The organism is Rhizobium sp. CFBP 8752 (genome assembly GCF_014842035.1).
GTDB lineage: Bacteria > Pseudomonadota > Alphaproteobacteria > Rhizobiales > Rhizobiaceae > Neorhizobium > Neorhizobium soli.
This window is the reverse complement of the sequence record NZ_JACYUZ010000002.1, coordinates 476,169-499,241: the sequence shown is the minus strand read 5'-3', so window position 1 is coordinate 499,241 and position 23,073 is coordinate 476,169. Positions and strand designations below refer to the sequence as shown.

General features: G+C 59.5%; 15 protein-coding genes. 2 read left to right on the top strand and 13 right to left on the bottom strand.

Annotated elements, in window-relative coordinates; translation table 11 throughout:
• Positions 1 to 206: 206 nt before the first annotated feature.
• From IFT59_RS15430 to IFT59_RS15410, 5 genes are all read right to left on the bottom strand, one after another.
• Entirely contained in the window at positions 207 to 1,157 is a 951-nt protein-coding gene (locus tag IFT59_RS15430) for a DUF808 domain-containing protein (RefSeq protein ID WP_092665391.1), read from the bottom strand.
• A 152-nt stretch (positions 1,158 to 1,309) separates the two neighbouring features.
• Positions 1,310 to 3,013: an ABC transporter permease gene (locus IFT59_RS15425; protein ID WP_062459089.1), complete on the bottom strand. Its 1,704-nt coding sequence runs from the start codon at positions 3,011 to 3,013 to the stop codon at positions 1,310 to 1,312.
• 4 nt (positions 3,014 to 3,017) lie between these two features.
• Entirely contained in the window at positions 3,018 to 3,995 is a 978-nt protein-coding gene (locus IFT59_RS15420) for an ABC transporter substrate-binding protein (protein WP_062459092.1), read from the bottom strand.
• A gap of 90 nt (positions 3,996 to 4,085) precedes the next feature.
• Complete coding sequence (locus IFT59_RS15415; protein WP_082476353.1) at positions 4,086 to 5,210, bottom strand: ABC transporter ATP-binding protein; 1,125 nt, start codon at positions 5,208 to 5,210, stop codon at positions 4,086 to 4,088.
• A gap of 223 nt (positions 5,211 to 5,433) precedes the next feature.
• The gene (locus IFT59_RS15410; RefSeq protein WP_174197535.1) at positions 5,434 to 5,814 is read right to left on the bottom strand and encodes a hypothetical protein; all 381 of its coding nucleotides are present in this window, start codon (positions 5,812 to 5,814) and stop codon (positions 5,434 to 5,436) included.
• Between the two features lie 730 nt (positions 5,815 to 6,544).
• Between IFT59_RS15410 and IFT59_RS15405 the strand changes: the two genes are divergently transcribed.
• The gene (locus IFT59_RS15405) at positions 6,545 to 8,620 is read left to right on the top strand and encodes a methyl-accepting chemotaxis protein (protein WP_192087418.1); all 2,076 of its coding nucleotides are present in this window, start codon (positions 6,545 to 6,547) and stop codon (positions 8,618 to 8,620) included.
• A 132-nt stretch (positions 8,621 to 8,752) separates the two neighbouring features.
• Positions 8,753 to 8,881, top strand: coding sequence for a hypothetical protein (locus IFT59_RS23315; protein WP_274598279.1), 129 nt, complete (start codon positions 8,753 to 8,755; stop codon positions 8,879 to 8,881).
• A gap of 199 nt (positions 8,882 to 9,080) precedes the next feature.
• On the opposite strand, the gene IFT59_RS15400 is transcribed toward IFT59_RS23315, so the two are convergent.
• The 8 genes from IFT59_RS15400 to IFT59_RS15365 all read right to left on the bottom strand — a co-directional run bounded on the left by IFT59_RS15400 (position 9,081) and on the right by IFT59_RS15365 (position 22,708).
• The gene (locus tag IFT59_RS15400) at positions 9,081 to 10,793 is read right to left on the bottom strand and encodes a hypothetical protein (protein WP_192087417.1); all 1,713 of its coding nucleotides are present in this window, start codon (positions 10,791 to 10,793) and stop codon (positions 9,081 to 9,083) included.
• Positions 10,794 to 10,799: 6 nt separating this feature from the next.
• Positions 10,800 to 11,999: an HlyD family efflux transporter periplasmic adaptor subunit gene (locus IFT59_RS15395; RefSeq protein WP_062577794.1), complete on the bottom strand. Its 1,200-nt coding sequence runs from the start codon at positions 11,997 to 11,999 to the stop codon at positions 10,800 to 10,802.
• 4 nt (positions 12,000 to 12,003) lie between these two features.
• Positions 12,004 to 14,211 carry a type I secretion system permease/ATPase gene (locus tag IFT59_RS15390; RefSeq protein WP_249407606.1) on the bottom strand — a complete coding sequence of 736 codons (2,208 nt, stop codon included), beginning with the start codon at positions 14,209 to 14,211 and terminating at the stop codon, positions 12,004 to 12,006.
• 84 nt (positions 14,212 to 14,295) lie between these two features.
• Entirely contained in the window at positions 14,296 to 17,262 is a 2,967-nt protein-coding gene (locus tag IFT59_RS15385) for a BapA/Bap/LapF family large adhesin (protein WP_192087416.1), read from the bottom strand.
• Between the two features lie 313 nt (positions 17,263 to 17,575).
• The gene (locus tag IFT59_RS15380; protein WP_192087415.1) at positions 17,576 to 19,189 is read right to left on the bottom strand and encodes a TolC family protein; all 1,614 of its coding nucleotides are present in this window, start codon (positions 19,187 to 19,189) and stop codon (positions 17,576 to 17,578) included.
• 347 nt (positions 19,190 to 19,536) lie between these two features.
• Complete coding sequence (locus IFT59_RS15375; RefSeq protein WP_192087414.1) at positions 19,537 to 19,974, bottom strand: YeeE/YedE family protein; 438 nt, start codon at positions 19,972 to 19,974, stop codon at positions 19,537 to 19,539.
• A complete protein-coding gene (locus tag IFT59_RS15370; protein WP_062459130.1) occupies positions 19,974 to 20,402 on the bottom strand; it encodes a YeeE/YedE family protein in 429 nt (142 codons plus the stop codon). The genes IFT59_RS15375 and IFT59_RS15370 overlap by 1 nt, the downstream gene beginning before the upstream one ends.
• Before the next feature lie 287 nt (positions 20,403 to 20,689).
• On the bottom strand, positions 20,690 to 22,708 hold the full coding sequence (locus IFT59_RS15365; RefSeq protein ID WP_249407605.1) for a bifunctional diguanylate cyclase/phosphodiesterase: 2,019 nt from the start codon (positions 22,706 to 22,708) through the stop codon (positions 20,690 to 20,692).
• Positions 22,709 to 23,073: the final 365 nt, after the last annotated feature.

The following is a 23,073-nucleotide window of genomic DNA, read 5'->3' as shown; positions in this document are numbered from 1 at the left end:
GAGAGAGGCTGTCCGTAAGCCGACGTTCGAAACCTTACAGACCAGAAAACCCGGGCTTTTTCGTACCTCGAAACGGCCAGCGGCATCGCGACGGCTCCTGCTATCAGGCTGGACACCGATAGAGCTGATCCTCAACGTCCTGCACCCAGTCCGGTGAGTCCGCGGGCGAGCCACCCGTTCGATCTTTCCGAAGGGGTTACCGGACGTTACGCCGAGCGACGCGAGGGGAGCACCGCATGCACGGCCGTTACGCCAATGACGACGATGGCGCCAAGGATGATGCCCAGCAAAGCCTGAAGCGAGGATGTCGTAAGCCACCCGACCACAGCCGGAGCAACCCCGATGGTAGTCGTCATGAAATGGGATGCCCCTTCTATGACATGCTCGGGTGTTGACAGCCCGAGCCCATCCAGCCCGTGGACGACGATACTGCCGCCGACCCAGAGCATGGCCGCAGTGCCCACGGCCGCCAGGATCTGTAGAAACACCGGCACACCCTTGACCAGGCTGCGGCCGATCACCCGTGCCGTGCCAGATCCCGCCTTTGCCATGTGCAATCCGATGTCATCGGCCTTTACGATGAAAGCCACGACGCCATAGACGGCAACCGTTATCAGCACTCCTACGGCAGCGAGCACCATAGCCTGGGTATAGATGCTGGAATCCGCAACATCGGCAAGCGTCAGGGCCATGATCTCTGCGGATAGGATGAAGTCCGTGCGGATAGCCCCGGCGACCTTCTGTTCTTCGAGCGCGACCGGGTCAACCGGTGTCGACGAGTCACCCACATCGTGCGCGTGGGGGGCCAGCAGACCGTATATTTTCTCAGCGCCTTCGAAGCACAGGTACAGGCCGCCGATCATCAACAGCGGGGTGATCAGCCAGTTGGCGAAGTAGCCGAGCAGGAGGCAGATGGGCAGGAGGAAGACCAGCTTGTTGCGCAGCGAGCCCAGAGCGATGCGCAAAATTATCGGCAGCTCCCGGGCCGGTGATAGCCCAACGACATAGGTCGGGGTTACAGCCGTGTCGTCGATAACAACGCCTGCAGCCTTGACGCTTGCTTTTGCAGTCTGGGCCGCAACATCGTCCAGCGACGTAGCAGCCAGCTTCGCTATTGCAGCGATATCGTCGAGTAGTGCTATCAGGCCTGTCGCCAACGAAATGCTCCGTTAATTTCCGATTGGACACTCACAACAGATCAATAGCACGTCAAGTTCCGTCATCTCTTTCCCTAGCTTTTTGAAGGTAGGGCACGCCTTTACCCCGCATTTTCGAAGCTAGGAACTAAGCTTAAACCCCCGTACTTCAATCACTCCAACCAGGGCAGGGTGCCCTTCGGCATGCTTGAGCCAATCAATGTCGCTCCCCCGGCAAGGCTCAACACGAGGAGGGTCGAGAGAACTGCGACTGCCGCTGCGCCAGTCGAGTTTCCTTCATACTGAAGGGCAAAAATCATCACACCTATGGTTTCATTTCCCGACGACCAGAGCAGTGTCGAAAGCGTCAGCTCGTTGAGCGCCGTCATCACGACCAGAATCGCCCCGGCAGCCGCGGCCGGTAGCACGCCGGGCAAGAAGATGGACAGGATGCGGCGATTAAGACCGGCGCCGGTAATGCGAGCCGCCTCGTCCAGTGCGGGGTCGGCTGATTGCGCGGCGGCGGCCACGGGCCGGAGCACCAGCGGCAGGAAGCGCGAGAGATAGGCGATGACGAGGATCGCCATGGTCCCGTAGAGCGACAGCCCGATCAGCGGCAGCGGCTTGAGGAACGCGAGGATCATGCCGAGCGCGACAACAGTGCCGGGAACGACCCAGGGCCCCTCGATGACGAAATCAAGCAGCCGGAGCACAGGATTTGTACGGCGTTGAGAAAGAAAGGCCAGCGGTACGGCCACCAGCATCGAAATTGCGGCCGTGATCACGGCGAGCAGCAGCGAATTGGCAAAAGCCCTTCGCACGGTCGGATTGTCGAGCACGGCGCGGAACTGGTCGAGGCTTATCGTGTCGGGTCCGAAGGCCACCCCGATGGCCGGCAAGAGCGCAGTCATGGTCAGCGCCGCGAGCGGCACGAGCGACAGGATGAGCACCACGATCCACAGCAGGAACTCGATTACAGGCGCGCGGCGGGTAGGCACGAAGGGTGTCCCGGCCGGAAGCGGCACGGCGATGCGGGTCGTGACGATGTTGCGCAGGACGATGGCAAGCGCCGCCATGGCAGCGAGCATCAGCGCCAGTGTCGCCACTTGGCCGGCGGCGGCCGGGCCGAAGCCGTTCAGCCGTTGGTAGATCAACGTTGTCAGGACCGAGATGCGGCCCGGAATGCCAAGAAGTGCCGGCACGCCGAAATTGCCAATCGCCGCGGTGAACGCGATCAAGCTTCCAGCCAGCACCGAAGGCATGACGATGGGTAAGACGATTCCGAGGCCGATCCTGCCTGGCGAAATACCGAGGATGCGCGCGGCCTCGACAAGGTCGGCCGGCAGTGCCCGCAGCGCCGCCCGGACAGCAATGAAAACCAGCGGCATGTGTTCGATGCCCATCACAAGCGCGATCCCGCCAGTTGAATAAAGCGGGTTGGTGGAGCCCGGCGGTGGCGCAAGGCCGAGCGGTTTCAGGATCGGCGACTGCGCGCCAAAGAGTTCAATCCAGGCAAGCGCCATGGTTTGCGACGGCACGATCAGCGGGATCAGGATGAGAAAGGTCAGTGCGGCGCGGGTGCGGAGTTTCAAAAGGCTGACTGCAAAGGCGAGCGCCACGCCGATGACAGTCGACACGGCAACGGACAGAAGCGCGGTCTGCAGCGTTCCCGAGAGCGCCCTGAGTGCCGAGCGACTGGCGAGCGTGGTCAGCATCAGCCCGAGCGGCGTGCCGTCCTCGCCGGGTTGGAAGGCGGCGGAAAAGAGCCGCGCGAGCGGCCATAGCGTCGTGAAGGACACGTATAAAACGAGAAGGGAGACGAGCAGATGCTCGCCTCCCAAACGATGCGGCCGGCCCATAACGGGTCTGCGGATCATAGGGTCAACCGCCAAACAGTTCCGCGAACTTTTCCTTGGTTTCCTTGTCGGCCTTGAGCATGGCATCGCTATCGGCGGGCAGGATCTTCAGTGTGGTAAGCGCCGGGTACCCTTCCGGCTGCGCGACACCGGGCAGGATCGGGAAATAGCCCTGGGCGGCGGCCTGTACCTGGGCTGCCTTGGAGAGCTGCCAGGCGACGAAGGTCTTGGCTGCCTCGACCTGATCGGACCCCTTGAGCACGGCGACTGGCTGGGTGATCGAGCTTACACCTTCTGCGGGAAAGACGAAGTCGACGGGTGAACCCTTCTTCTTGGCGTTGAGGGCCATGTATTCGATGATGATGCCGTAGGCCTTTTCGCCGCGCGCAACGGCTTCGACAACCGTGCCATTGCCCTGGCCGGCAACGGCGCCGGCCTCGGCCAGCTTTTCGTAATACGCCCAGCCGAATTCAGGCTGCTGCGTTACCGTGCCGACATGGATGACGGCCGCACCGGAATAGAGCGGGCTTGGCATGATAAGGCTCTTGGCCGCATCGGCGGCAAGCAGGTCGTTCCAGCTCTTCGGGGCGGTCTTCACGAGGTTCGTGTTGTAGATGATCCCTGTGGTGATCACCTTGGTGCCGAAAAAGGTCTTGTCGGCATCGATGAAGGCCGGGTTTATGCCCGCAACCGGAGCGTCGGTAAAGGCCAGAAGGCGGTCGTCGTTCTTCAACTGCGTCATCGCGACGGTATCAGCGATCAGGATGACGTCGGCCGGGCTGTTGCCAGCGGCATATTCAGCCTGCAGCTTGGCCATGACCTCGGTCGTGCCGGAACGGAAGAGTTCAACCTTGATCTCTGGATGGTCGGCGTTGAACGCCTCGATGACCTTGGTCATCTGATCCTGCGGCTGCGAGGTGTAAACGGTGATCGTGTCTGCGGCCGCGGCCTGGAAGGCGAGGCCGGCAAGAATGGTTGTGGCGACGAGCGTGCGGAAGAACATGAGAACCTCGTTGATAGGGCAGATTGTTTTGAACGCGGCCCCGCCCGGGCGATGGGGAGACGGCCACCGGTTCGGCAGGTGCTGTTTCGCCTAGCTCACAGAGATGACGGCAGAACGACAGGTTGACGATCGACCAGTGACACGGCCGGCCCAGGTTTGGCCTGTTCCGCCGTCGCCGATCACCCAGCCGCCCGTAAGGACGAGTTCGATCGATGTGCCGGGCGCTAACCGCTCCTCGAGCGGCAGGCTGACGACGTCGCCGTCAATCTCAGTCGGCAGACAGTGGCTGAGGAAGACGCCGTTCTGAAAGACCTGACCCAGGAGCTCGACCTTCAGGTGGCCGCCCTCAGGCACGCGCTTGAAATCGGAGGCATGACAGCACAGCCAGCCATAGCCTGTCGGGGCCTCGCCCGGCATGTCGAGGAGCTGCTGGCCGAGCATGACCTTCGTTCGACCCGCTCCGGACTCAACCACTTGGACCGGCAGCGTCCGTCCCCGACCGATGAAACGGGCAACCATGCTCGAAGACGGCTGGCGGTAAAGCTCTTCCGGCGTACCGAGCTGCTGTAGCCGGCCCCGGTCCAAGACGGCGACATGCGTCGCAACCGCCATCGCCTCGTCCTGATCATGGGTGACGAATACGAATGTGGCGCCGGTCAGACTATGGATACGGCGGAATTCCGCGAGCATGGCCTCACGCAAGTGAGAATCGAGATTGGCAAGCGGTTCATCGAGCAGGATGAGTTGCGGTCTGGTTGCGAGCGAGCGAGCAAGCGCTACCCTTTGCCGCTGTCCACCCGACAGTTCGTGCGGTCGGCGGCCATCCAGCCCCCGAAGCCCGACGACGTCCAGAACCTCATCGATGCGTTGGTTTCGCTCCTGAACCGTGAGCCCGGCGACTTTCAAGCCGAACTCGATATTTTTTCGTACGGTCATCGTCGGCCAGAGCGCATACGACTGAAAGACCATGCCAACGCGACGCTTTTCCGGTGGGACAAAGACGGCATCACCGGCGACTAACTGATCGTCGAAACGGATCTCTCCTTGATCGGGATGCTCAAGCCCGGCGATCAGGCGCAGAAGAGTGGTCTTGCCGCAGCCTGAAGGTCCAAGCAAGGCGAGAAACGCTCCGTCGGGTATCGCGAGCGAGACGCTATCCAGCGCTGTGAACTGGTCGAAGTGCTTCGATATCGCGTTGAGGCATAGATACGGCACGTAATCGCCCTCCGATCGTCAAGATCAGATTCCACGAATATGTGACGTGTGGATGACGGTCAGGTGCGAGGCATAGCCAGTTCCGACTGGGTAGGGCAGTAGAACGAGGTCGATATTCTCGCTATCGAATTCGTACTGAAGGCCATCAAGCCCTTGGAAATTGCTGTGACGGACGTGCCCGATGGACGCTGAGTGCGTCGGATTGAGCGGTGCCTATCTGCACTCAATGGATGCCTTTAGACGGTTCCGGTAATGTCGCGTCCTCTCGAATGGCCGGAATAATCGAGACCGTGCTTTCGAGCCTGTTTCTCAGTTCCTGTGAAACAAGTGGAGCCGGACTGTTTTCGTCATCTGTCTCCTGAGTTTCTTCATCGACCCCCAGCGAGGACAGGCGATAGTCGATAGCAAGCGCGTAGATTGCTTCCAGCAGACCCCTCTCCTTGATGTCCGGGTCGGACAACGCAAACAGGGAGGCTTTGACAATGCGTTTGCTCGATGTCTTCGGGCATTCGTCTACGACATGAGCATAGAGTTCTTTGCCGGTTAGACCGTCGGCTGCGCCACTGACGAGCGCCTCGTAGACCTTGTTCAGTTTCTTGCCCATGAGGATGATTCCTTTTTCGGATGAAAGTTCGGTTCCGATGACGACGGTGTGCGAATGTCGTTCAGGGCAAATTGATCCTGACGACTGCCCGGCCTGGTGTCAAACTGGATCGGGCTGACCTCGTGTCAGGATCGCACTCAATGCAGCCATCAGGACTCTTAAGCCCATCAGGTAACTCCCACGCAGGATTACGCAGACGACTGCTTGGCCAAGGCCATCTTATTCCTTAAGCCGCGTCACAAAACTGAAATAGACCAGGGATAGCTGGAGACAGCATTGTCGCTTCGGCGCGTGTTGCGTTGATCGAGAGTGTTACCTGGAGACCCGGTCGTTGAGAACCCATCTCGAAGTTGTGCATGCTCTATCGGATCTATTGCGACGATTGCGGCTGAGGCCGCCGTCGCAGATTCGGTTTCGCACGATCGCAAACACGCCGACGACAGTGAAGTTTTCCAGGCACGAGCTACTCAACGCTCTCTATGCCCTTGAATACGAGGGTGTTATCGCACTCCACAATGATTACAGCTTCAGTGTGCTGAAGCCCTCTTCCGCAATCTAGCCGAGGGGGCAAGTGAGCTGCGCCGCACCGGCACGCACGCGGTTATGTCACAGTAAATTCACACTCCGTAGACATTTGCTTAAGAGCCGAAGGGCATTGAATGCCGCTGTTTTCTTGCCTTTGAGGTCTAAGCCTTTGCTCTTCGCCCATCTTCGAATCTCGCAGCGCGTCATGCTCCTGGCGGCGATGGCGCTCGTCGGTATCATCACGATCTGCGCCATCTTTATCGGTCAGCGCCACGTCGAGCACGGATATCGTGCCGCTGCAGATGCGCTTGCCGAGAGCAAAGCCGACGTTGCAAGCCTGTCGGCCAGCGTGAGCGCCAGCTACATGTTCCAGCAGGCATTCCTGCTCGAAAAAGAGATGGCCAGCACGGAAAAGTTCAAGGCAGCCGTTTCCGAAGGTCGTAGCGTGCTGGCGAGCCTTCGTCGTTCCGCCACTCCTGAACTCGCAGCCCAACTCGACCAACTGAGCATTGGCCTGACTGCCTACGAAGCAGCGTTTGATACGCTTGTGAAGAACAATCAGGACCTTGGTCTCGATCAGGACGATGGCTTGCAGGGCGCCATGCGCTCGGCGGTGCATTCGATCGAGGGACGTCTGGACTCCGTCGACGATACCGCTATTCGCGCCAGCATGTTGATGCTGCGGCGTCATGAGAAAGACTTCATGCTGCGTGGCGATGCCTCATATCTGCAAAAACACACAGAGGAGGCTGAGACATTCGCGACGCTTGTGAAAAACGCCTTCCGCCCAGGCGCGCAGCGCAGCCGGGTGCTCGATGGCCTGGAAATTTACCGATCGGCATTTCGCTTTTACGCCGAAGCCAGCATTGGGGAAGCACAGACCCGCAAGGATGTTGCAGCTGCCTACCTTGCGTTAGAGCCGCAGGTGCAGGCTGTCAGCGCAGCTTACGAAACGGAGCGCGAGACTATCCTCGTGGAAAATGAAAGAGTCGCGTCTCGCAACCTTACCGTCGTCGCCGGCCTGGTTCTGCTGGCGATCGTTGGGCTTGGTGGCGGCGTCTGGATTATCGGCCGGTCCATTACGCGGCCAGTCGCGGCGATGACCGGTGCCATGGGTGAACTCGCCGAGGGACAGACGGATCTTGCGATCCCGTCGTTTGGATCTCGCAGCGAATTCGGTGCCATGGCCGGCGCGCTGCACACGTTTCGGGAGGCTGCGATCACCAACCGTCGTTTGGAAGAAGAAGCAGCGACCGCACGGGCCAACGCGGAAGGTGAACGCGTCCGCCTGCAACGAGAGGCAGAGACCGAGGCAAGGGCACGCTTGAGCCATGCAACCGGAGGTCTCGCCGAAGGGCTGCGGCGTTTGGCAAGCGGCGATCTCGCTTTCGAACTGACCGAGCCATTTGCGCCGGACTTCGAAAATCTGCGCCGCGATCTCAATGCAACAGTCGCCCAGTTGGCCGATGTCATGAGCTCGATCGCCCATGCAAGCATTTCCATCGAGGGGGGAAGCCGCGAGATCGCCTCGAGCGCCGACGATCTGTCCCGCCGCACCGAGCAGCAGGCCGCATCGCTCGAAGAGACCGCGGCAGCGCTCGAACAGATCACTGCCAATGTCGGCAACGCGTCGCGCCGATCGCAAGACGCCCATCGTATTGCCAGCGAAACCAATGCCGCAAGTGAAAGCACAGCAGTGCTCGTTTCAAATGCGTTGAAAGCCATGGCACGCATCGAGATCTCGTCGACCAAAATCGGCGGAATCATCAGCGTGATCGACGAGATCGCCTTCCAGACCAATCTCCTGGCGCTCAACGCCGGCGTCGAGGCGGCAAGGGCGGGGGAGGCAGGACGAGGATTTGCGGTGGTTGCCCAGGAGGTCCGCGCTCTGGCAGGACGGTCGGCGGAAGCCGCACGAGAAATCAAGCAACTGATCCAGACGTCTGACCGAGAAGTTCTAGACGGCGTTCGCTGCGTCCGTGAGACCGGCGAAGGACTGACCGAAATCACCGGCCGCGTGGAAGCGATCACCACGCAAGTCGAAGCGATTGCCCTTTCGGCTCGCGAACAATCCGTCGGCCTCAACGAGATCAACACGGCCGTCAACATGCTCGATCACGGAACACAGCAAAATGCCGCGATGGTCGAGGAAAACAATGCGGCAAGCGCACTGCTCATGAACGAGGCGCAACGCCTACGCGGTCTCGTCGGCATGTTCCAGCTCGCGGTGGAAACGTCTTCGCGTGACACTCACGCGCGTGGGGTAGACCGCGCTGCGTGATTGAAACGAGGTTCGCGGAAGCTAGTAAAACATCCGCCGAAAGGGCAGGATCGCTGCTCCCATGGCGGCTGCGTCGCTCGGTATCTCCGACACAATGAGCTTCGGTACGCACCATCACCCCCGATGCGTCCCGTGACGGCGGCTGATGATATCGTCATCGATGCCGACATCGCAGCCGAGCGCAAATTGGGCCAGCGAATTGCCGCCATCGTCCGCGGCCGGAAAACTATCGCCGGCATCATCCGCGTTATTCGCTTCTAAGTGATCTTCTCGCTGCGCGCCCCGGTCAGGGTGCATGACATGTATCAGCAGACGGTACCCACACCCGCCGTTCGGCCAACACCGACACCAATTGACGAGGAGCATGGTTTCGTTCCGCTGCATATGTTCAAACCGGAGATGCGTTTGCAACTCGCGCTAGAACATCGTCGGCATTCTCCCGAATCCTTGCTGAGTCGTACTATGAACCGGCTCCTCCTTGACGAGAGACCAGCGATTTGAACGCCTCTTTCTCGTTCAGATACGCGCGATAGGCGATCAGCCCGGACAGATAGTGTTCCACATCGTCGATCCTTACGCGAAACGCGTGGTGGCGGATGTAGAACGAAGCCATGATCCGCCTTGGGTTGCGCATGAACATCGCCACCTCCGGGTAGAAATGACCGTTCAGCAGGTAATGAGCGCGTTTTTCGAGCGCTACCTCGAACGCTGCAAGGTCGATCTCGCCGAGGAGCGGAACCAGATCCGGGTTGTCAGCAATCCGCGACAGCGCCTGCCGGGTTGCCATCATCAGTTCCAGCAGTGTCGGAAAGGTGGTGATGCGATTGGCGACAAAATCGAGATAGGTGCTGACATTTTCGACGCAGAAGCGGAAATAGCGTTCCTCCGGCCGAAACAGCGTCAGTTCGTTGGCGCAATAACCCAGCCAGTGGTCGTGATATTGCGTGTAGTTCCGGCGCAGGAAATGCTCGAAAGCCTTTTCAACCGCGCCGAGCCAGCGGATGTCGTGGGTGAGCGCATAAAGGCGCATCAGCGCGAAGGCGGCCTCGCCGTCGTAATAGACAGTGCGGAACTCGGCCTTGGTGGAAAGGTCCGGGTAAAGCAGGACGTGGCGGAATTCACCGGTCTTTGCGTCCTGCATATGAACGATACCGGTGGCGAGTTTATCCATCAGCGGCAGATATCGATCATCGCTCATGACACTTGTATATTTCGCGAGCGCCAGGAGGAAGACGGCATTGCCGCCGAGCTTTATCTCCGAACCGACGTCGATCAGAAAGGCGGCCTCGGCCCCATCAGGCAGTCTCGCGATCCGGGTAAGATGACCGGTCAGCTGCCCGAGCGAGCGCTCTATTGCAGCTCTCGTCTTGCTATCCCTCGTTACCTCGTAAGCTTCGATCATTGCATAGGTCGTGCTTGCATGGCGCAGGACATTGTAGGTGCGGATCTCGCGGTCGAAGCACGGGTGATAGCCGTAGACGAACGCGCCGTCCGGCTTGACCTGAGACGCAAGATAGCTGGATGAGGAGTCGATCAGCCGATCGAGCATGGCACGATCAAGCGGCTGACCTTCACGCTGACCGCTTCCCGCACCTTCGCCGCAAAGACGGTAGTGTCGGCCTTCCTCATCGAGAAAAAAACCGCTCGTTGTAAACGCCCAGAGCGCTCTCGCCTCGGCAAAATCCGTTTCGAACGCTTTTCCAAATCGTGTCTTCGCATAGAGCGCGAAGTTTCGTTCGTTTAGAACGCAGTGCTCGACCTTGTTGCCACCATAAAGCATGGCGTTGGCGTTCAGTTCGTTGTCCAGGAACGCGGTTTCGAATTGATCGTCCAGCGACAGTCCGAGCCGGAAGTAGTTTCTCTTGGTGCGACCAAGCTGTTTGTGGAGGGTCTTGACCGTGATCTTCTCCATCCGCACCGGCCAGTCGATCCGCAACAGACGGCCGTCGAGCCTCTGGCTGTCCAGGAGGTCGCCGGCGGCGCTTAAAGCCTTTTGCCAGGCTGCGTCAAAACTGTCGGCGCCGACCGTTGCAACGGACGCTCGTCTGTCTCCGTCGCTGATCGAGACAAACAGCACATAAGCCGGATGCGGTGCGTCAAGTGGTTGGATGACCTGCCGAACAGGGTCTCGAAGGCGATCCAGCCGCGCAAGGCCGAAAGTTTCTGCGGGCATGGTCACCTATCGCTCGCGCAGCGCCTCGCGCGCCTTGTTGAAGGGTTTGATCAAGTAGTCCAACACACTCTTGCTGCCCGTGTTGACATCGACGGTTGCCACCATGCCCGGAACGATCGGCAGGCGCGTCCCTTGCGCGGTCACCAGTGCATCTGTGGTGGTCTGCACGAACACACGGTAATAGAACGTGTTGGGATCGACCTCGTCGCGCATGGTATCGGGGGAAATCGCAGTTACCCGTCCCTCCAGCCCGCCATAGACGGCGTAGTCATAGGCGCTGATCTTGACGCTGGCGCGCTGATCGGGGTGAATGAAGGCGATATCGCGTGGCGATATACGCGCTTCTATCAGCAACTCGTCGTCCAGCGGGATGATATCCATCAGCTTGCCGTTTGGCGGCACGACGCCACCGATCGTCGACACCTCGATATTCTTGACGATGCCCCGAACCGGTGAGCGATGCGTCAGGCGCTGCAGGCTGTCGGACCGTCCCTTGATGGTCGAGGACAGCGATGTGATGTCGGAATTTGCCTTGGCGAGTTCCTCGCGGGCGCTGAGGTTCTGCTTGGCGGCGATATCGACCTTCTTCATTTCAAGATCGACCAATTCCCGCTTCAGCCGGATGATCTCGACATTGCTGGCGGCGCCGATCTTGGCAAGCGACTCGCTCATTTCCAGCTCGCGTTTGGCCAGCACGATCGCTTGTTCCATCCATTCCAGAGACTGTTCAAGGCTTGTCGTCCGCGCCTCGAATTGCTGGGTTTCCGAACGGATGAGATCCGGATAGGCATTCAGCTCGGTCGGAAAGGTCAAAGCTGTCCGGTTGATCTCGGCCGTCAGGCGTGCGGCGGCCGCAAGCGAGGCACGGTATTTGGCCGATGATTCACCGACATCCGATTCGGTGATCGTCGGATCCAGCTGCGCCAGAAGCTGACCGGTTTCTACAATCTGGTTTTCGCGAACAAAGAGCTCCGAAACGATGCCCCCCTCAAGCGACTGGATGACCTGTTCGCGCCTGATCGGAACGACACGACCCGCGCCGGTGGAGACCTCTTCAAGCATGGCGAAATAAGCCCAAACCGTCGCGATTGTCAGGAGGATCATGGCCAAAAGAATGACGGTCTTTGCCTTTGACAGCTGGACATCGTCCTCGTCACCGAAAGCCCACCCGTAGTCCGAAGCCTTGTCGCTCGAGATCTCTGCCATGTCTTCAAATCCCGCCAGACGTGTTGTGAACAGGAACCAGTTTGGGTGGCACTGTTTTTTCTGGGGCGAGCGGCTTGATGCCCTTCAGCGTCGTCATCGCGTCTGCCTTTGCCTCGTCGAGCACCAGCTGACCCTTGTCGAACACCATCACTCTGTCGACCAGTTCCAGAACCCGCATGCGATGGGTTGCGATGACAACCGTCTTGTCGCGCGACCAGGTCTGGAAGCGCGATATGAACAACCGCTCCGTCGCCTCGTCCATGGCGGCTGTCGGCTCATCGAGGAGGACGACATTGGGATCGCGCACCAGCAGGCGGGCGAGGAGGAGCGCCTGCAGCTGCCCGCCGGACAGCCCGTTGCCGCCCTCCTGCAACGGGTAGTCCAGTCCCTTCGGCAGAGCGCGGATAAATTCGTCGGCACCGACGATCGAGAGCGCGTCGAGGATTGCGGACTGGGAGGCGTTGGAGGCACCGAGCGTAACGTTCTCCCTCAGGGTCCCGTGGAACAGGCGGGAATTCTGGGTCAGCAGCCCCACGTCACGGCGCAGATCCGACGGATCGATATGTCTCAGCGCAATATTGTCGAGCATGACTTCGCCGGAACTCGGCTCGATCATTCCCGAAAGCGCCTGCAGAAAAGTTGATTTCCCTGCACCGTTCTTGCCCAGTACGGCAATCTTGTCGCCGGCGGCGATCTTGAGGCTTCTCAAGACCAGAGCCGGTTTACCGGCAGGCTCCGCGTGGTGGAACGCGGTCGATCGAAACTCGTAGGTTCCGGCAATGGCGGAAATAGAGATGCGTGTCTCGGCGACCGGATGGTCGACGGGCATCTGCATGATCGCGTCAAGGCTCTTCAGCCCGATTTTTGCCTGCTGGACACGGCTGAGAACCTGGGTGAGCTGCGCCATCGGCGCCATCATCCTGGAACCGAGAATGGAGCAGGCAACAAGCGCACCCGTTGTCATGTCCCCAGCCATGACGATCGGTGCGCCGAAGAATACGATGAACGCGTAAACGCTCGTCTGAACGCTGTGGCTCCAGCCGGTCAGAGACGACGTCAGAACGCGCATCTTCAGTTGGGCGTCGGCATTGACCGCGTTGTAGTTATTCCATTTCTGCTGGAAGCGCTCCTCCGCCTGCAGCATCTTGATGTCTTCGATGCCCTGAATGCTCTCCACCAGGATCGCGTTGCGGAGCGATGCCTCGCGCATTGCAGCGCTGGCGCTCTGGTGCAGTCTTCGTTGTGACAGAATTCCAGGCAGGACAAGCAGCACGAGTGCGACCGCCGGGATGACGACCAGCATCCCGCCCACGAACCAGAAGATGACCAGAAACAGGAAGAAGAACGGCAGGTCCGCGACCGCGGCAACGGTGGTCGAGGTGAACACCTCGCGGACCTGCTCAAGATCTCGCAACTGAGCAATGAAGGTTCCGGTCGATCTTGGGCGGACGCTGTTTTTCACACGCAGCGCGTGGCCGAAGATCAGATCGGACAGTCGCAGATCACAGCGCTTGCCGAGGATATCGATGATCGAACCTCTGATCTTGCGAACGACATAGTCGAACAGCACGGCGAGCATGACGCCTGCAAACAACACATAGAGCGTGCTCATGGAGTTGGCGGGGACAACGCGGTCATAGACCTGCATCGAAAAGATGACGCCAGCGAGCGACAGCGCGTTGGCAATCAGGGATGCGACCAGAACGTAGCCATAGGGGCGCAGGTCACCGAGCGCGAACCGTCTGAACCAGCTTCCGTCATGCGGGGCGATATAGGTGTCCACCCTCGAGTCAGGTGTGGAGCGTGCCGGCCTGGGAATGGCCGCAAGCGTTGCCTCGGCACACAGCACATCGATCGCCAGCGTCGTTTTGAGACCGTTGTCGCCGGCAAAGACGACCGCGCCATTGCGTTGCGCATCGATGGCGACAACCGTTGCAACCGACCCGTCCTTGAGCTGCACGATGACGGGAAGCCTCCAGCTGGTCATCATGTCCAGACTGGGTTGAGCCAGCTTCACACGAAGCCCGAATTTTTGCGCGAGCCGCTGGACGTATTTCGCCTGGTCTTCCAGCGAATAAGCCGCCGCAGCCTTGCGGGCCGCTTCGATCGAGAAGCCCAGTCCGTAAATCCGGGCAACCTGCTCAAACATTTCGATCCAGCCGTCCGCCTGGTTCTGCTGCACGACGTCGAACTGAGGTGTTGCTTGGGTCAATGCCGTGCCTTTCAAGCGTCTGCAAACGACGGGCGAGCGGGTGTCGTGCCGCTGCCGCAGAACCGGCAGCAGCACGACTGAGGGCTAGATCACTGAGGTACCGGCATGGTGCAGAGCGTCGTCGTCGAGCAGGCTGCCCACAGTTCCCCCCAGCAAGCCGCCATGCAGCACACTGTCTGCGGCCGAACCGTCCAGCAGGTCCACGGTCGTGTCCTCCAAGACCGTGGGCACGAGGTTGCCGGCAAACTCGGGCAGGTCGGCAACACCGTCGGCTCCGGCGAGCCCGCCGATATCAAGGTCACCGTTCACGACAAGGCCCTGCTCTCCGCTTAGAAGTTCGTGGAGGCCAACGTCGATCGGCAGTGCGCTGACGCTCCCGAGATCGATGAACTCACCGAGATCGGTGCTCACACCATCCAGCGAGATGACGTCTGTCAGATCGCCGAAACGGCCATGGTTTCCGGTATCGAGATCCAGGAGGTCGACGTCTGCGAACGCGGACGTCAGCATGCTCGGCTGCAAAGCTTCAGAGCCTGTATCGGCCGCCATCATCATCGACGTTCCGGCGACGGGCTCGGCCTGGTCGATGAGGATCGTCAACTCTGCTTCAACGACATCTCCATTGGGATGAACGAGACGGTAGGTGAAGCTGTCGGTCATTCCATCGAGGCCGAGTGTGTCGTTCGGCTCATAGGAATAGCTGCCATCGGCAGAGACTTTGAGCGTGCCGTGATCACCCACGATGACGGTACCTGCGGCGGCCGGATCGACAAACACTGTCCCATTGGACACCTGGAAGTTGGTGAAGTTGGAGTCGAGTGTATCACCGGCTAGAACGTTGCCGACTGCCGCGACCACGCCATCGGAAATGACCGTTCCGAGGTCACTCGTCGACGTGGCGAGCTGCACGTCGATGTTGCCACCGATGTTCACGCCATCCTGCGATACCGTAACGCGGTAGTTGCCCGCGTCCAGGTCCTGCAGTTCCAGGCCTGTGGAGCCGCCAAGCAAACCGGCAAGCTCGGCCAGATTGGCACCTGTGCTGGTTTCGACGATCGTCCAACTGAGGTCAGCCTGCTGCATTTCGACGGTGATCGTCGTTGTCCCGAGGAGACCCAGGAGCTGGTCTGTGTCCGCGCCGATCTGAACCGTTGCCAAGGATCCGGCGGCCACCGTGAACGTTCCGGTTTCACTTCCCCCAAACAGTCCCAACGAGACATCGAGGAAGTCGGCGTTCACGGCCTCCGTCACGGGGTGAGTGGTCACGACGGTCGCCGCCCCAGCGTCGTCCGTGGCGACAATTCCAAGGCTCGCATCCGCCGTTGGATCAATCGTCGAGAAGGTGAGGTTTTGTCCCTCGCTGTCGATCTGGACATGCAGTTCCGCAGTCGAAGTCGCCTGGGTTTGCGGATCGAAGATCGTGTATTCGAAGGAGTCTACCCGTCCGATGCCGGCTGCATCGGGGTTCGGGGTGTAGGTGTAGCTGCCATCCTGGCCGATGACCAGTGTACCGTGATCTCCCTGGATGGTTGCGCCTGCAGCGGTCACCGGTGTGGCATTGATGCTCTGAATGATGGTGCCGGGATTGACCGCGTCGATTTCTCCGCCGATACCTGCGTCGGTGATCACGTTGCCGCTGGCAGCAACTACGGCGATGGCGCCGATACTGGTTGTGTCGGTATCCGTCCCGGTGATCGTCAGCTCGCTTCCGAGGCCCGCACCCAGCAAGCCGTCATAGGCGATAAAGGCGCGGTACTGGCCCGGTCCAAGATCCTCCAGGCTCACTGTCGGTGCACCATCCAGCAACTGCAGGTCCAGCAGTGTGGCATTGCCGGTGCCGGTGCCTGTGACGTTGGTCCACTGGACACCGTCAAATCGTTGGATGACCACCTGATAATCGGACAGAACGCCGAGACTGAGGCCCTCGTCGAGTTCAAAACGTGCATCGAGCGTATGGCCCTCCTCGACGTTGAAATCGATCGTTTCGACGTTCGGAAGCACCTGGAGATCCAAGCCACCAAGGCTGACGGCAACGCCGTAAGTCTGGGTACCTATATCAACGTTGGTCACCACGGGGGAAAGGTTGATCGACGCGACGGCGGTATTGTCGTAGGCGGTTGTGTCTGCATCCGCGTCAGCATCAGCATCTGCATCTGCATCTGCATCTGCATCCGCATCCGCGTCTGCATCGGCATCCGCATCGGCGTCGGCATCCGCGTCTGCATCGGCATCCGCATCCGCGTCGGCATCTGCGTCAGCATCAGCGTCTGCATCCGCGTCTGCATCGGCATCCGCATCCGCGTCGGCATCCGCGTCTGCATCGGCATCCGCATCCGCGTCGGCATCTGCGTCAGCATCAGCATCTGCATCCGCGTCGGCATCCGCGTCGGCATCTGCATCCGCATCGGCATCTGCGTCAGCATCGGCATCTGCGTCAGCATCGGCATCGGCGTCTGCGTCAGCATCCGCGTCCGCATCCGCATCCGCGTCGGCATCCGCATCGGCATCCGCATCCGCATCCGCGTCGGCGTCTGCATCTGCATCCGCATCCGCATCGGCGTCAGCATCTGCATCGGCGTCGGCGTCGGCGTCGGCATCCGCGTCCGAGTCATCGTTGTCGTCGCCACCGCCGCCGCCTCCGGAAGCGAGAGCTATTCCTCCAGCTCCAAGCGCGCCGAGTGCAGCAAGGCCGAGAATGGATGCATCGCCCCCACCTTCAGCGCCACCCACCAACTGGTCGCCGCCGGCCGACTCGGTGAATGAGAAATCGGCTTCTCCGACGGTGTGGTTGCCATCCCAGACGACCCCGTTCTCATCCACCAGGACCAGCTTGCTTGATGCTTCACCAGGGCCGCTGGCGTAGAAATCGGCAACTCGGATCGCCTCACCGTTCTGCAGGCGGATGACGAGATCGTCGCCCTGACGGATGGTCGCAGCAATGTCTTTCGGGCCGACCTCAAGCTGAATAACACTTGGTTCACGGACAGAGATGTTTCCCGATGCGACGGTAATGCTTTCACCACTTGCGATATTCGTTACAACGGCAACCATGGATACATCCTCTTAAGGCCGTGAGCGTCACAGCGAAACCGAACGGACTTGGCGGATGGGCAGCGAGATGCGATGACACGGACCGTCAAAGGTCTGCGCCGGGCAAAATGTTGAATACCGAACTGGCTGGTCCGGCAGTGTCTCGATTGCTGTCAATCCTACCAAGAAACTCTGGGATAAGACTTGCTCAATTTTAGAACGTTATCAATTAGCGATAACTAATTCTCGCATCGGACGGTTGATGCAGTGTTAATGCCGGTCAGCGTATTTGCGTTTATGAAAGGCGGACAGAACCGAATTTGACCCCTGCGGGCTAGAGAGCGCCGCGCAAAGCAAGCTCTTCGAACCGGTTTCGCTTGTCCTTAACGTCCGCGCCGATACTGGAGGCTTGAAGCGAAACGGCAAGCGCCTCGCTTAGCTCGGTCTCAACGTCTGCTCCGCGTTCGGCATTCTCTGCGGCAGCTGGTCCTGCCTCTATCGGCAGTGCTTGTCGCGCAGGCATCGCGACCGCCATTTCGATTGGCGTCTCCGACCTGGAGGCGCCGCCGTTCACGACGGTCGCGGCCGTGCCCGGCTTCTTTTCGAGCTTGAAGATGTCCCGCAAGCGCCCCGCTGCGGAGGCACACTCGATATTCAGCTTATGGACATCGAACTGGATGTTGATTGCGTCGAAACGTGCGGCATGTAGCTCCTGATCGGCATTCAAGACATCGAGGAGAGTCCGCGTTCCCAGGTCGAGGAACTGCCTCTGATAAAGATCTCGGGTTTCGCGCATCAGCGTCTGTCGCGAGGCGAGTGTCGTGAGCAAAGCGCGCATTCCAGACAGCTGCGTGCGCGATTCCATCCAGCTCCGCTGCGCGCCTGTCCTGGCATTGGCGATGCCGGCCTCAGCGGACTGAACCGCGAACTGGCCAGCTTCGCTCCGGGCCTTATAAGAGCCGCCGTTGTAAAGCTTGCCGGTCAGTTTCAGACCGATCGTATAGTCCGGGCTGCCTGGTGAATTTCCGAGCAGATCCATGCTGCTACCGCCTTCAAGCGCCAGGGTGGGCAGGACATCGGCCTTGCTGAACCGCAGGTTGGCCTCGGCGGCCGTCTTCTTCGATGCCGCCGCCCGGACGCTCGGCACCGTACCCCAATCGGGCTCTTTGGCAGAGCAGGCATTGGGGAGGTCTGAGGGAATACTCGCTCCGAGATTGATCTTCCCGGACATACCCAACAGCGACGCCATGCTGCCCTGCCAGCGCTCCGACTGAGACCTGATCTCCAGTGCCGTGGTCTGGGCCATCTGCACCCGCGCTTCGGCCTGAAGCTTGTCCGATCTCGTGCTGGCTCCCTGTTCCGTTCGCGCGTTGACGAGCTCGAGTATTTCCTTCGTGTCGCGCACCTGATCGGACGCGACAACCGCCAGACTGCGGTTTCTCAGGGTTTCGAGGGACGCAAGCGCGGTGTCCCTGATCACGTTGTCGACCACGGCAATGAACTCGGCGCGCCGGGTTTCCTCTGTCGCCGTGGCACTGGCGACCTGACTGGAGACTTTCCCGAAGTCGTAGATCATCTGCGACGCGGTCACAGTCGCTGCCGGCTGAAAACCGTTCCCGAAAGCGCTGCGCCTGCCGACATCGATCCCGCCCCCGATCGACGGAAAATATCCAGAGCGTGCATCTCGGATCGCCGCGCCTTGCTGGTTGAGTTCGCCCGCCGCCTGCATGATCGAAGGCTGATAGTCGACCGCCCGCCGGACGGCCGCCTGCATGGTCAAAATCGTGTTCCGGTCCTTCACTGCGGGCCGAGAGCTCGGAATCGAAGCGGTCGCGATACTGTCGACCGATGTCGTCCGCGCCCGCGTCTGCGTCTGCGCGCAAGACGCAACGCTGAAGGCGAGCGGCACAAATATCGCCGTCCGGACAACACGGGAAAGCATGCTCATCGTATCCCCCAAGCCCGCAGGTCCAGACGGACCTGCAAAGACAAACCACCGCCGCTCGACTACTTTCCAAGCCGAAGCATTTCAAGCAATTCTAATATACGTCTGAAGATGGTTAATGACTGCTTAACTGAGACCTCGTCAGTCTCTGGAGCATGATGATTGTGTTGTCGGAGTGGGCGGGAGAAGGCCGCGCCGCGGGCCGGACGAGAGGGCGAAGCTAAACTGGCTTCTGGTAAATGCTATGCTCGACAATGCGGGAGTAAAGAAACCCTTATACTGCCTTCAATGGTTCATGGGATGGTGGTTCGAATGCCATCGAGGTTGCGGAAGTTATCTTCTCCGTCCCATCAGGACCGCGCTGCCACAGTCTGTCGGGACGACACCATGCGATGGACAAACATACCGGCAAGCATGGCCGTGACGAACAGTGCTGCTTCCCAGCGGCCTGTAACGAGAGAGGCGATTGCGGGACCCGGGCATAGACCGACGAGGCCCCAGCCGAGACCAAACAGTGCAGCGCCTGCGACAAGCGGACGGTCGATCATGCGGCTCGTCGGCACATGGAACTGGGTTTCGAAGACCGGTTTGCGGCAACGACGCCGGATCGCATAGGCAATTGATGACGGGATCAGTGCCCCGCCCATCACGAAAGCAAGCGACGGATCCCAGTTACCGGTCACATCGAGGAACGCCAGAACACGGGCAGGATTGACCATGTCGGACACGACAAGGCCAATGCCGAACAGAATTCCGCAGGCGATGGAGACGAGAATGCGCTGGGTCATCATGCCACTCCCATCAAATGTCGGGTGATGAAGACGGTTGCTGCCGCCACGATCATGAACGTTGCCGTCGCGACGATGGACCGGGGCGATAGGCGTGCCAGTCCGCAAACACCGTGGCCGCTGGTGCAGCCGGAACCAAGCCGCGTCCCGAAGCCGACCAGGAGCCCGCCTACCACAAGAAGGGGAGGCGAGGCGGTGATCGCGAACTCTGCGTGCCGTAACAAGGTAAACGCGGCGGCAGCTCCACCGAGTATGCCAACCAGAAAACCGACCCCGAGCGGACTGATTCCACTGCCTGTCCATCCGACAGCAGATGCGGCCAGACCGGAAATTCCGGCTATCCGACCGTTCAGCAGCAGGTAGATCGCGGCGGAAAGGCCAATCAGAAGGCCGCCGGACAGCGGCCAGATAAAGCTGAGATCAGACATGGGTCGTTTCCTTGGCGCCGACAGCGCGTTGACCGATATCTTCAGATAATGAATGCCGTTGTCTTCGGCCAGGGGGAACTGGCGCGCAGTCCCTACACGCTCAAATGACAACGCAGCAGCAGCGCGGTACTGCTAAACGCGTGATGGCCGTAAGCGCGTCCGAAACGACGCCGAGCAAGTTCCGTTACGATGACGCAGCGGTGGACGCATGCGTTTAAGTCTGCGCGTGGGGTCTTCCTGCCGGGGCATGGCATCACAATGCAAAGCCCCAGCGTAACCTGCCCCCTTCATGTTCGAGCCATCCGGGAGACGTATGCTGCAACGTCCTGGCGAGGAAGAGGTCGCGACATCAGAAAGCCCTGAAGATCGTCGCATCCAAGCCGTTCAAGTTCGGCACGCTGCTCGATTGTCTCAACGCCTTCAGCCGTTATCTTCAGCCCTTTCGCTCTGGCCATGCCAATCATCGCAACAACAACGGCTCTGCTGCCGCTTTGGTGCATTTCGCCGATAAACGACCTATCGATTTTGATGCGATCCACCTCGATATTCTGCACGCGCGAGAATGAAGAATACCCGGTTCCAAAGTCGTCTATGGCAAACCGAACGCCTGCTTTTCGCAGCATGGCTATGGTTCGCTTCAGGTCGATCGTGTTATCCGCAGTTGCAGTTTCCGTCATCTCGATCTCAAGCCTCTCGGGGCTTACGTTCATGTTTGCGAGGGTCGTCAAAACCCGCAGACTGTAGCCGGGAGAACTAAGCTCAAGCGGCGAAGCGTTGATCGCAATAGAGATGCCGGGAAGATCAGCGAGAGTTCTGCATGCATTGTCCAGCACAAGGGCGCCGATGTCGTTGATCAACCCGATGTCCTCCGCCAGAGGAATGAACTGGTCGGGACTTATGTAGCCCATCGTCGGGTGCTTCCACCGAGCAAGCGCTTCGAGAGAACAAATGCTTCCGTCGGTCGCATTGAAGACTGGTTGATAAAAAGTCTCGAGCTGGGTCCTGGTCTCGACTGCAAAACGGAGATCGCTTTCCAACGCCCTGCGCCTGCGTAGCAGTTCGTCCATATGTTCACCAAACACCGCATGGGTATTCCTGCCGGCTGCTTTGGCATGATAAAGCGCGATATCAGCCTGGCGCGTCAGTTCGATGGGGTCACATGGGCCGGTTGCTAGAGCTGCTCCGACGCTTGCGCCAATGACGACATGCGTCGTTCCGATTTCGAACGGTGCCCGCAGTGCCTGCACAATTTTCGATGCGAGATCTTCAGCATTCCTGGCATCATTTTCTCCCAGCAGAATGGTGAATTCGTCGCCTCCCACCCGCGCCAGAAGAGATTGCGGCAGGAGATCGCGCATCCGGTTCGCTGCCAAGCAGATCAACTTGTCGCCAACCGGGTGACCGAACGTATCGTTCACAGCCTTGAAGCGATCAAGATCAACGAACAACACACAGTGGAGGGCGTCGGCGTGTCCGTTCGATAGTTGACGATTGAGTTGCTCGTTGAAGTAAGCGCGGTTTGCAAGCCCGGTCAGGGCATCGTGGGAGGCTTGATGTTTCAGTTCTGCGCGGCTCGCAGCCAGCCGCTCGGAGCGGCGCCAGATTGCACCTCCAGAAAAACTGGTCCCAGCGAAAAGTGCAATAAACGCGATAAAAAGGGCCGGGGCAGTGGCTTCGAATACATATTGTCCGGGTTGGAATGGGTTCCAACGGAAGTATCCAAAAACTTGCCCGTCTCGTGCGACCAAGGGTACGTACGCAACATTCCGTTCCAGAGGTCGCTTGGAGGTGAACTCCAGTTTGGCGAACTCATATTCGGTACCGATGGCCAGAGGAAGATCGCCGTCGAGAAAGCGTATGCTCACATGCAGCATTTCCTCGCCCGGCGTCTGTTCCAGATCACCGGTGTCCGAAACGATTGGCTTTATGCTGACAATTGCAGGTCGAAATCCGACATAGCTCAGATCAGCTTCGCCAATCGAAAGCGTCCGTTCGCTGATACCCTCGGTATCTTCGGCAAGTAGACGCGCTTGAAGCTTTTTAGCGAGCGGCAAGTAGGCGTTGCGGAGATCATCTGGGGTAGGGGAATAGTCTGTCTCGGATGAAAACAGATATTGCACAGAGAGGTCCGGTCGAAGGACCAAGGCGCCATCATGCCCAAAATAGCTGTGCATCCATGAACCGAGGTTCGTCTCGATCCATTTCAGGTCGCCACTGGTTGCATGCCTCACGGCGTCGTCCCAGACAGTTGCGCTTTCCTGGTCATGCGCAATGCCAGCCGTCAGTTTCGCGACCGTAAGTTTCATGAGATCGCGCTGCCTTGCCGCGGCCACCTCATCGCTTGTAGCAGCCGCCCAACTCAAACTCAGTAAAAGCAGACCACAGACGACCAAAGAAACGAGAGCCGGCAGGCACCATCGTAGAAACCACTGACTCTGAAACTGTATCTTCATCCCGCAACCGTCATCTCTTATTTTACGTGATGGTAAAACAGAGGCTATTAAAGCACGGGTAAGTAAGGTGGTTACGTCTGCGTTAAATGGCGAAACAGCGGCACGACTTGCTCAGGCATCCTCCTACTAACGAGTGCGAAGAGCGGCTGAGGGATAAGCCTTATCGCAGGCATTCTCCAGACAAATCCGCTAGGTTAACTGGCATGCGCGAACTGCCT

Bases quoted from the DNA above. Each gene is read 5' to 3' on its own strand.
- IFT59_RS15425 (WP_062459089.1), bottom strand. From the start codon at position 3,013: ATGATCCGCAGACCCGTTATGGGCCGGCCGCATCGTTTGGGAGGCGAG.
- IFT59_RS15420 (WP_062459092.1), bottom strand. From the start codon at position 3,995: ATGTTCTTCCGCACGCTCGTCGCCACAACCATTCTTGCCGGCCTCGCC.
- IFT59_RS15410 (WP_174197535.1), bottom strand. From the start codon at position 5,814: ATGGGCAAGAAACTGAACAAGGTCTACGAGGCGCTCGTCAGTGGCGCA.
- IFT59_RS15405 (WP_192087418.1), top strand. From the start codon at position 6,545: ATGCTCCTGGCGGCGATGGCGCTCGTCGGTATCATCACGATCTGCGCC.
- IFT59_RS15400 (WP_192087417.1), bottom strand. From the start codon at position 10,793: ATGCCCGCAGAAACTTTCGGCCTTGCGCGGCTGGATCGCCTTCGAGAC.
- IFT59_RS15395 (WP_062577794.1), bottom strand. From the start codon at position 11,999: ATGGCAGAGATCTCGAGCGACAAGGCTTCGGACTACGGGTGGGCTTTC.
- IFT59_RS15385 (WP_192087416.1), bottom strand. From the start codon at position 17,262: ATGGTTGCCGTTGTAACGAATATCGCAAGTGGTGAAAGCATTACCGTC.
- IFT59_RS15380 (WP_192087415.1), bottom strand. From the start codon at position 19,189: ATGAGCATGCTTTCCCGTGTTGTCCGGACGGCGATATTTGTGCCGCTC.
- IFT59_RS15375 (WP_192087414.1), bottom strand. From the start codon at position 19,974: ATGACCCAGCGCATTCTCGTCTCCATCGCCTGCGGAATTCTGTTCGGC.
- IFT59_RS15370 (WP_062459130.1), bottom strand. From the start codon at position 20,402: ATGTCTGATCTCAGCTTTATCTGGCCGCTGTCCGGCGGCCTTCTGATT.
- IFT59_RS15365 (WP_249407605.1), bottom strand. From the start codon at position 22,708: ATGAAACTTACGGTCGCGAAACTGACGGCTGGCATTGCGCATGACCAG.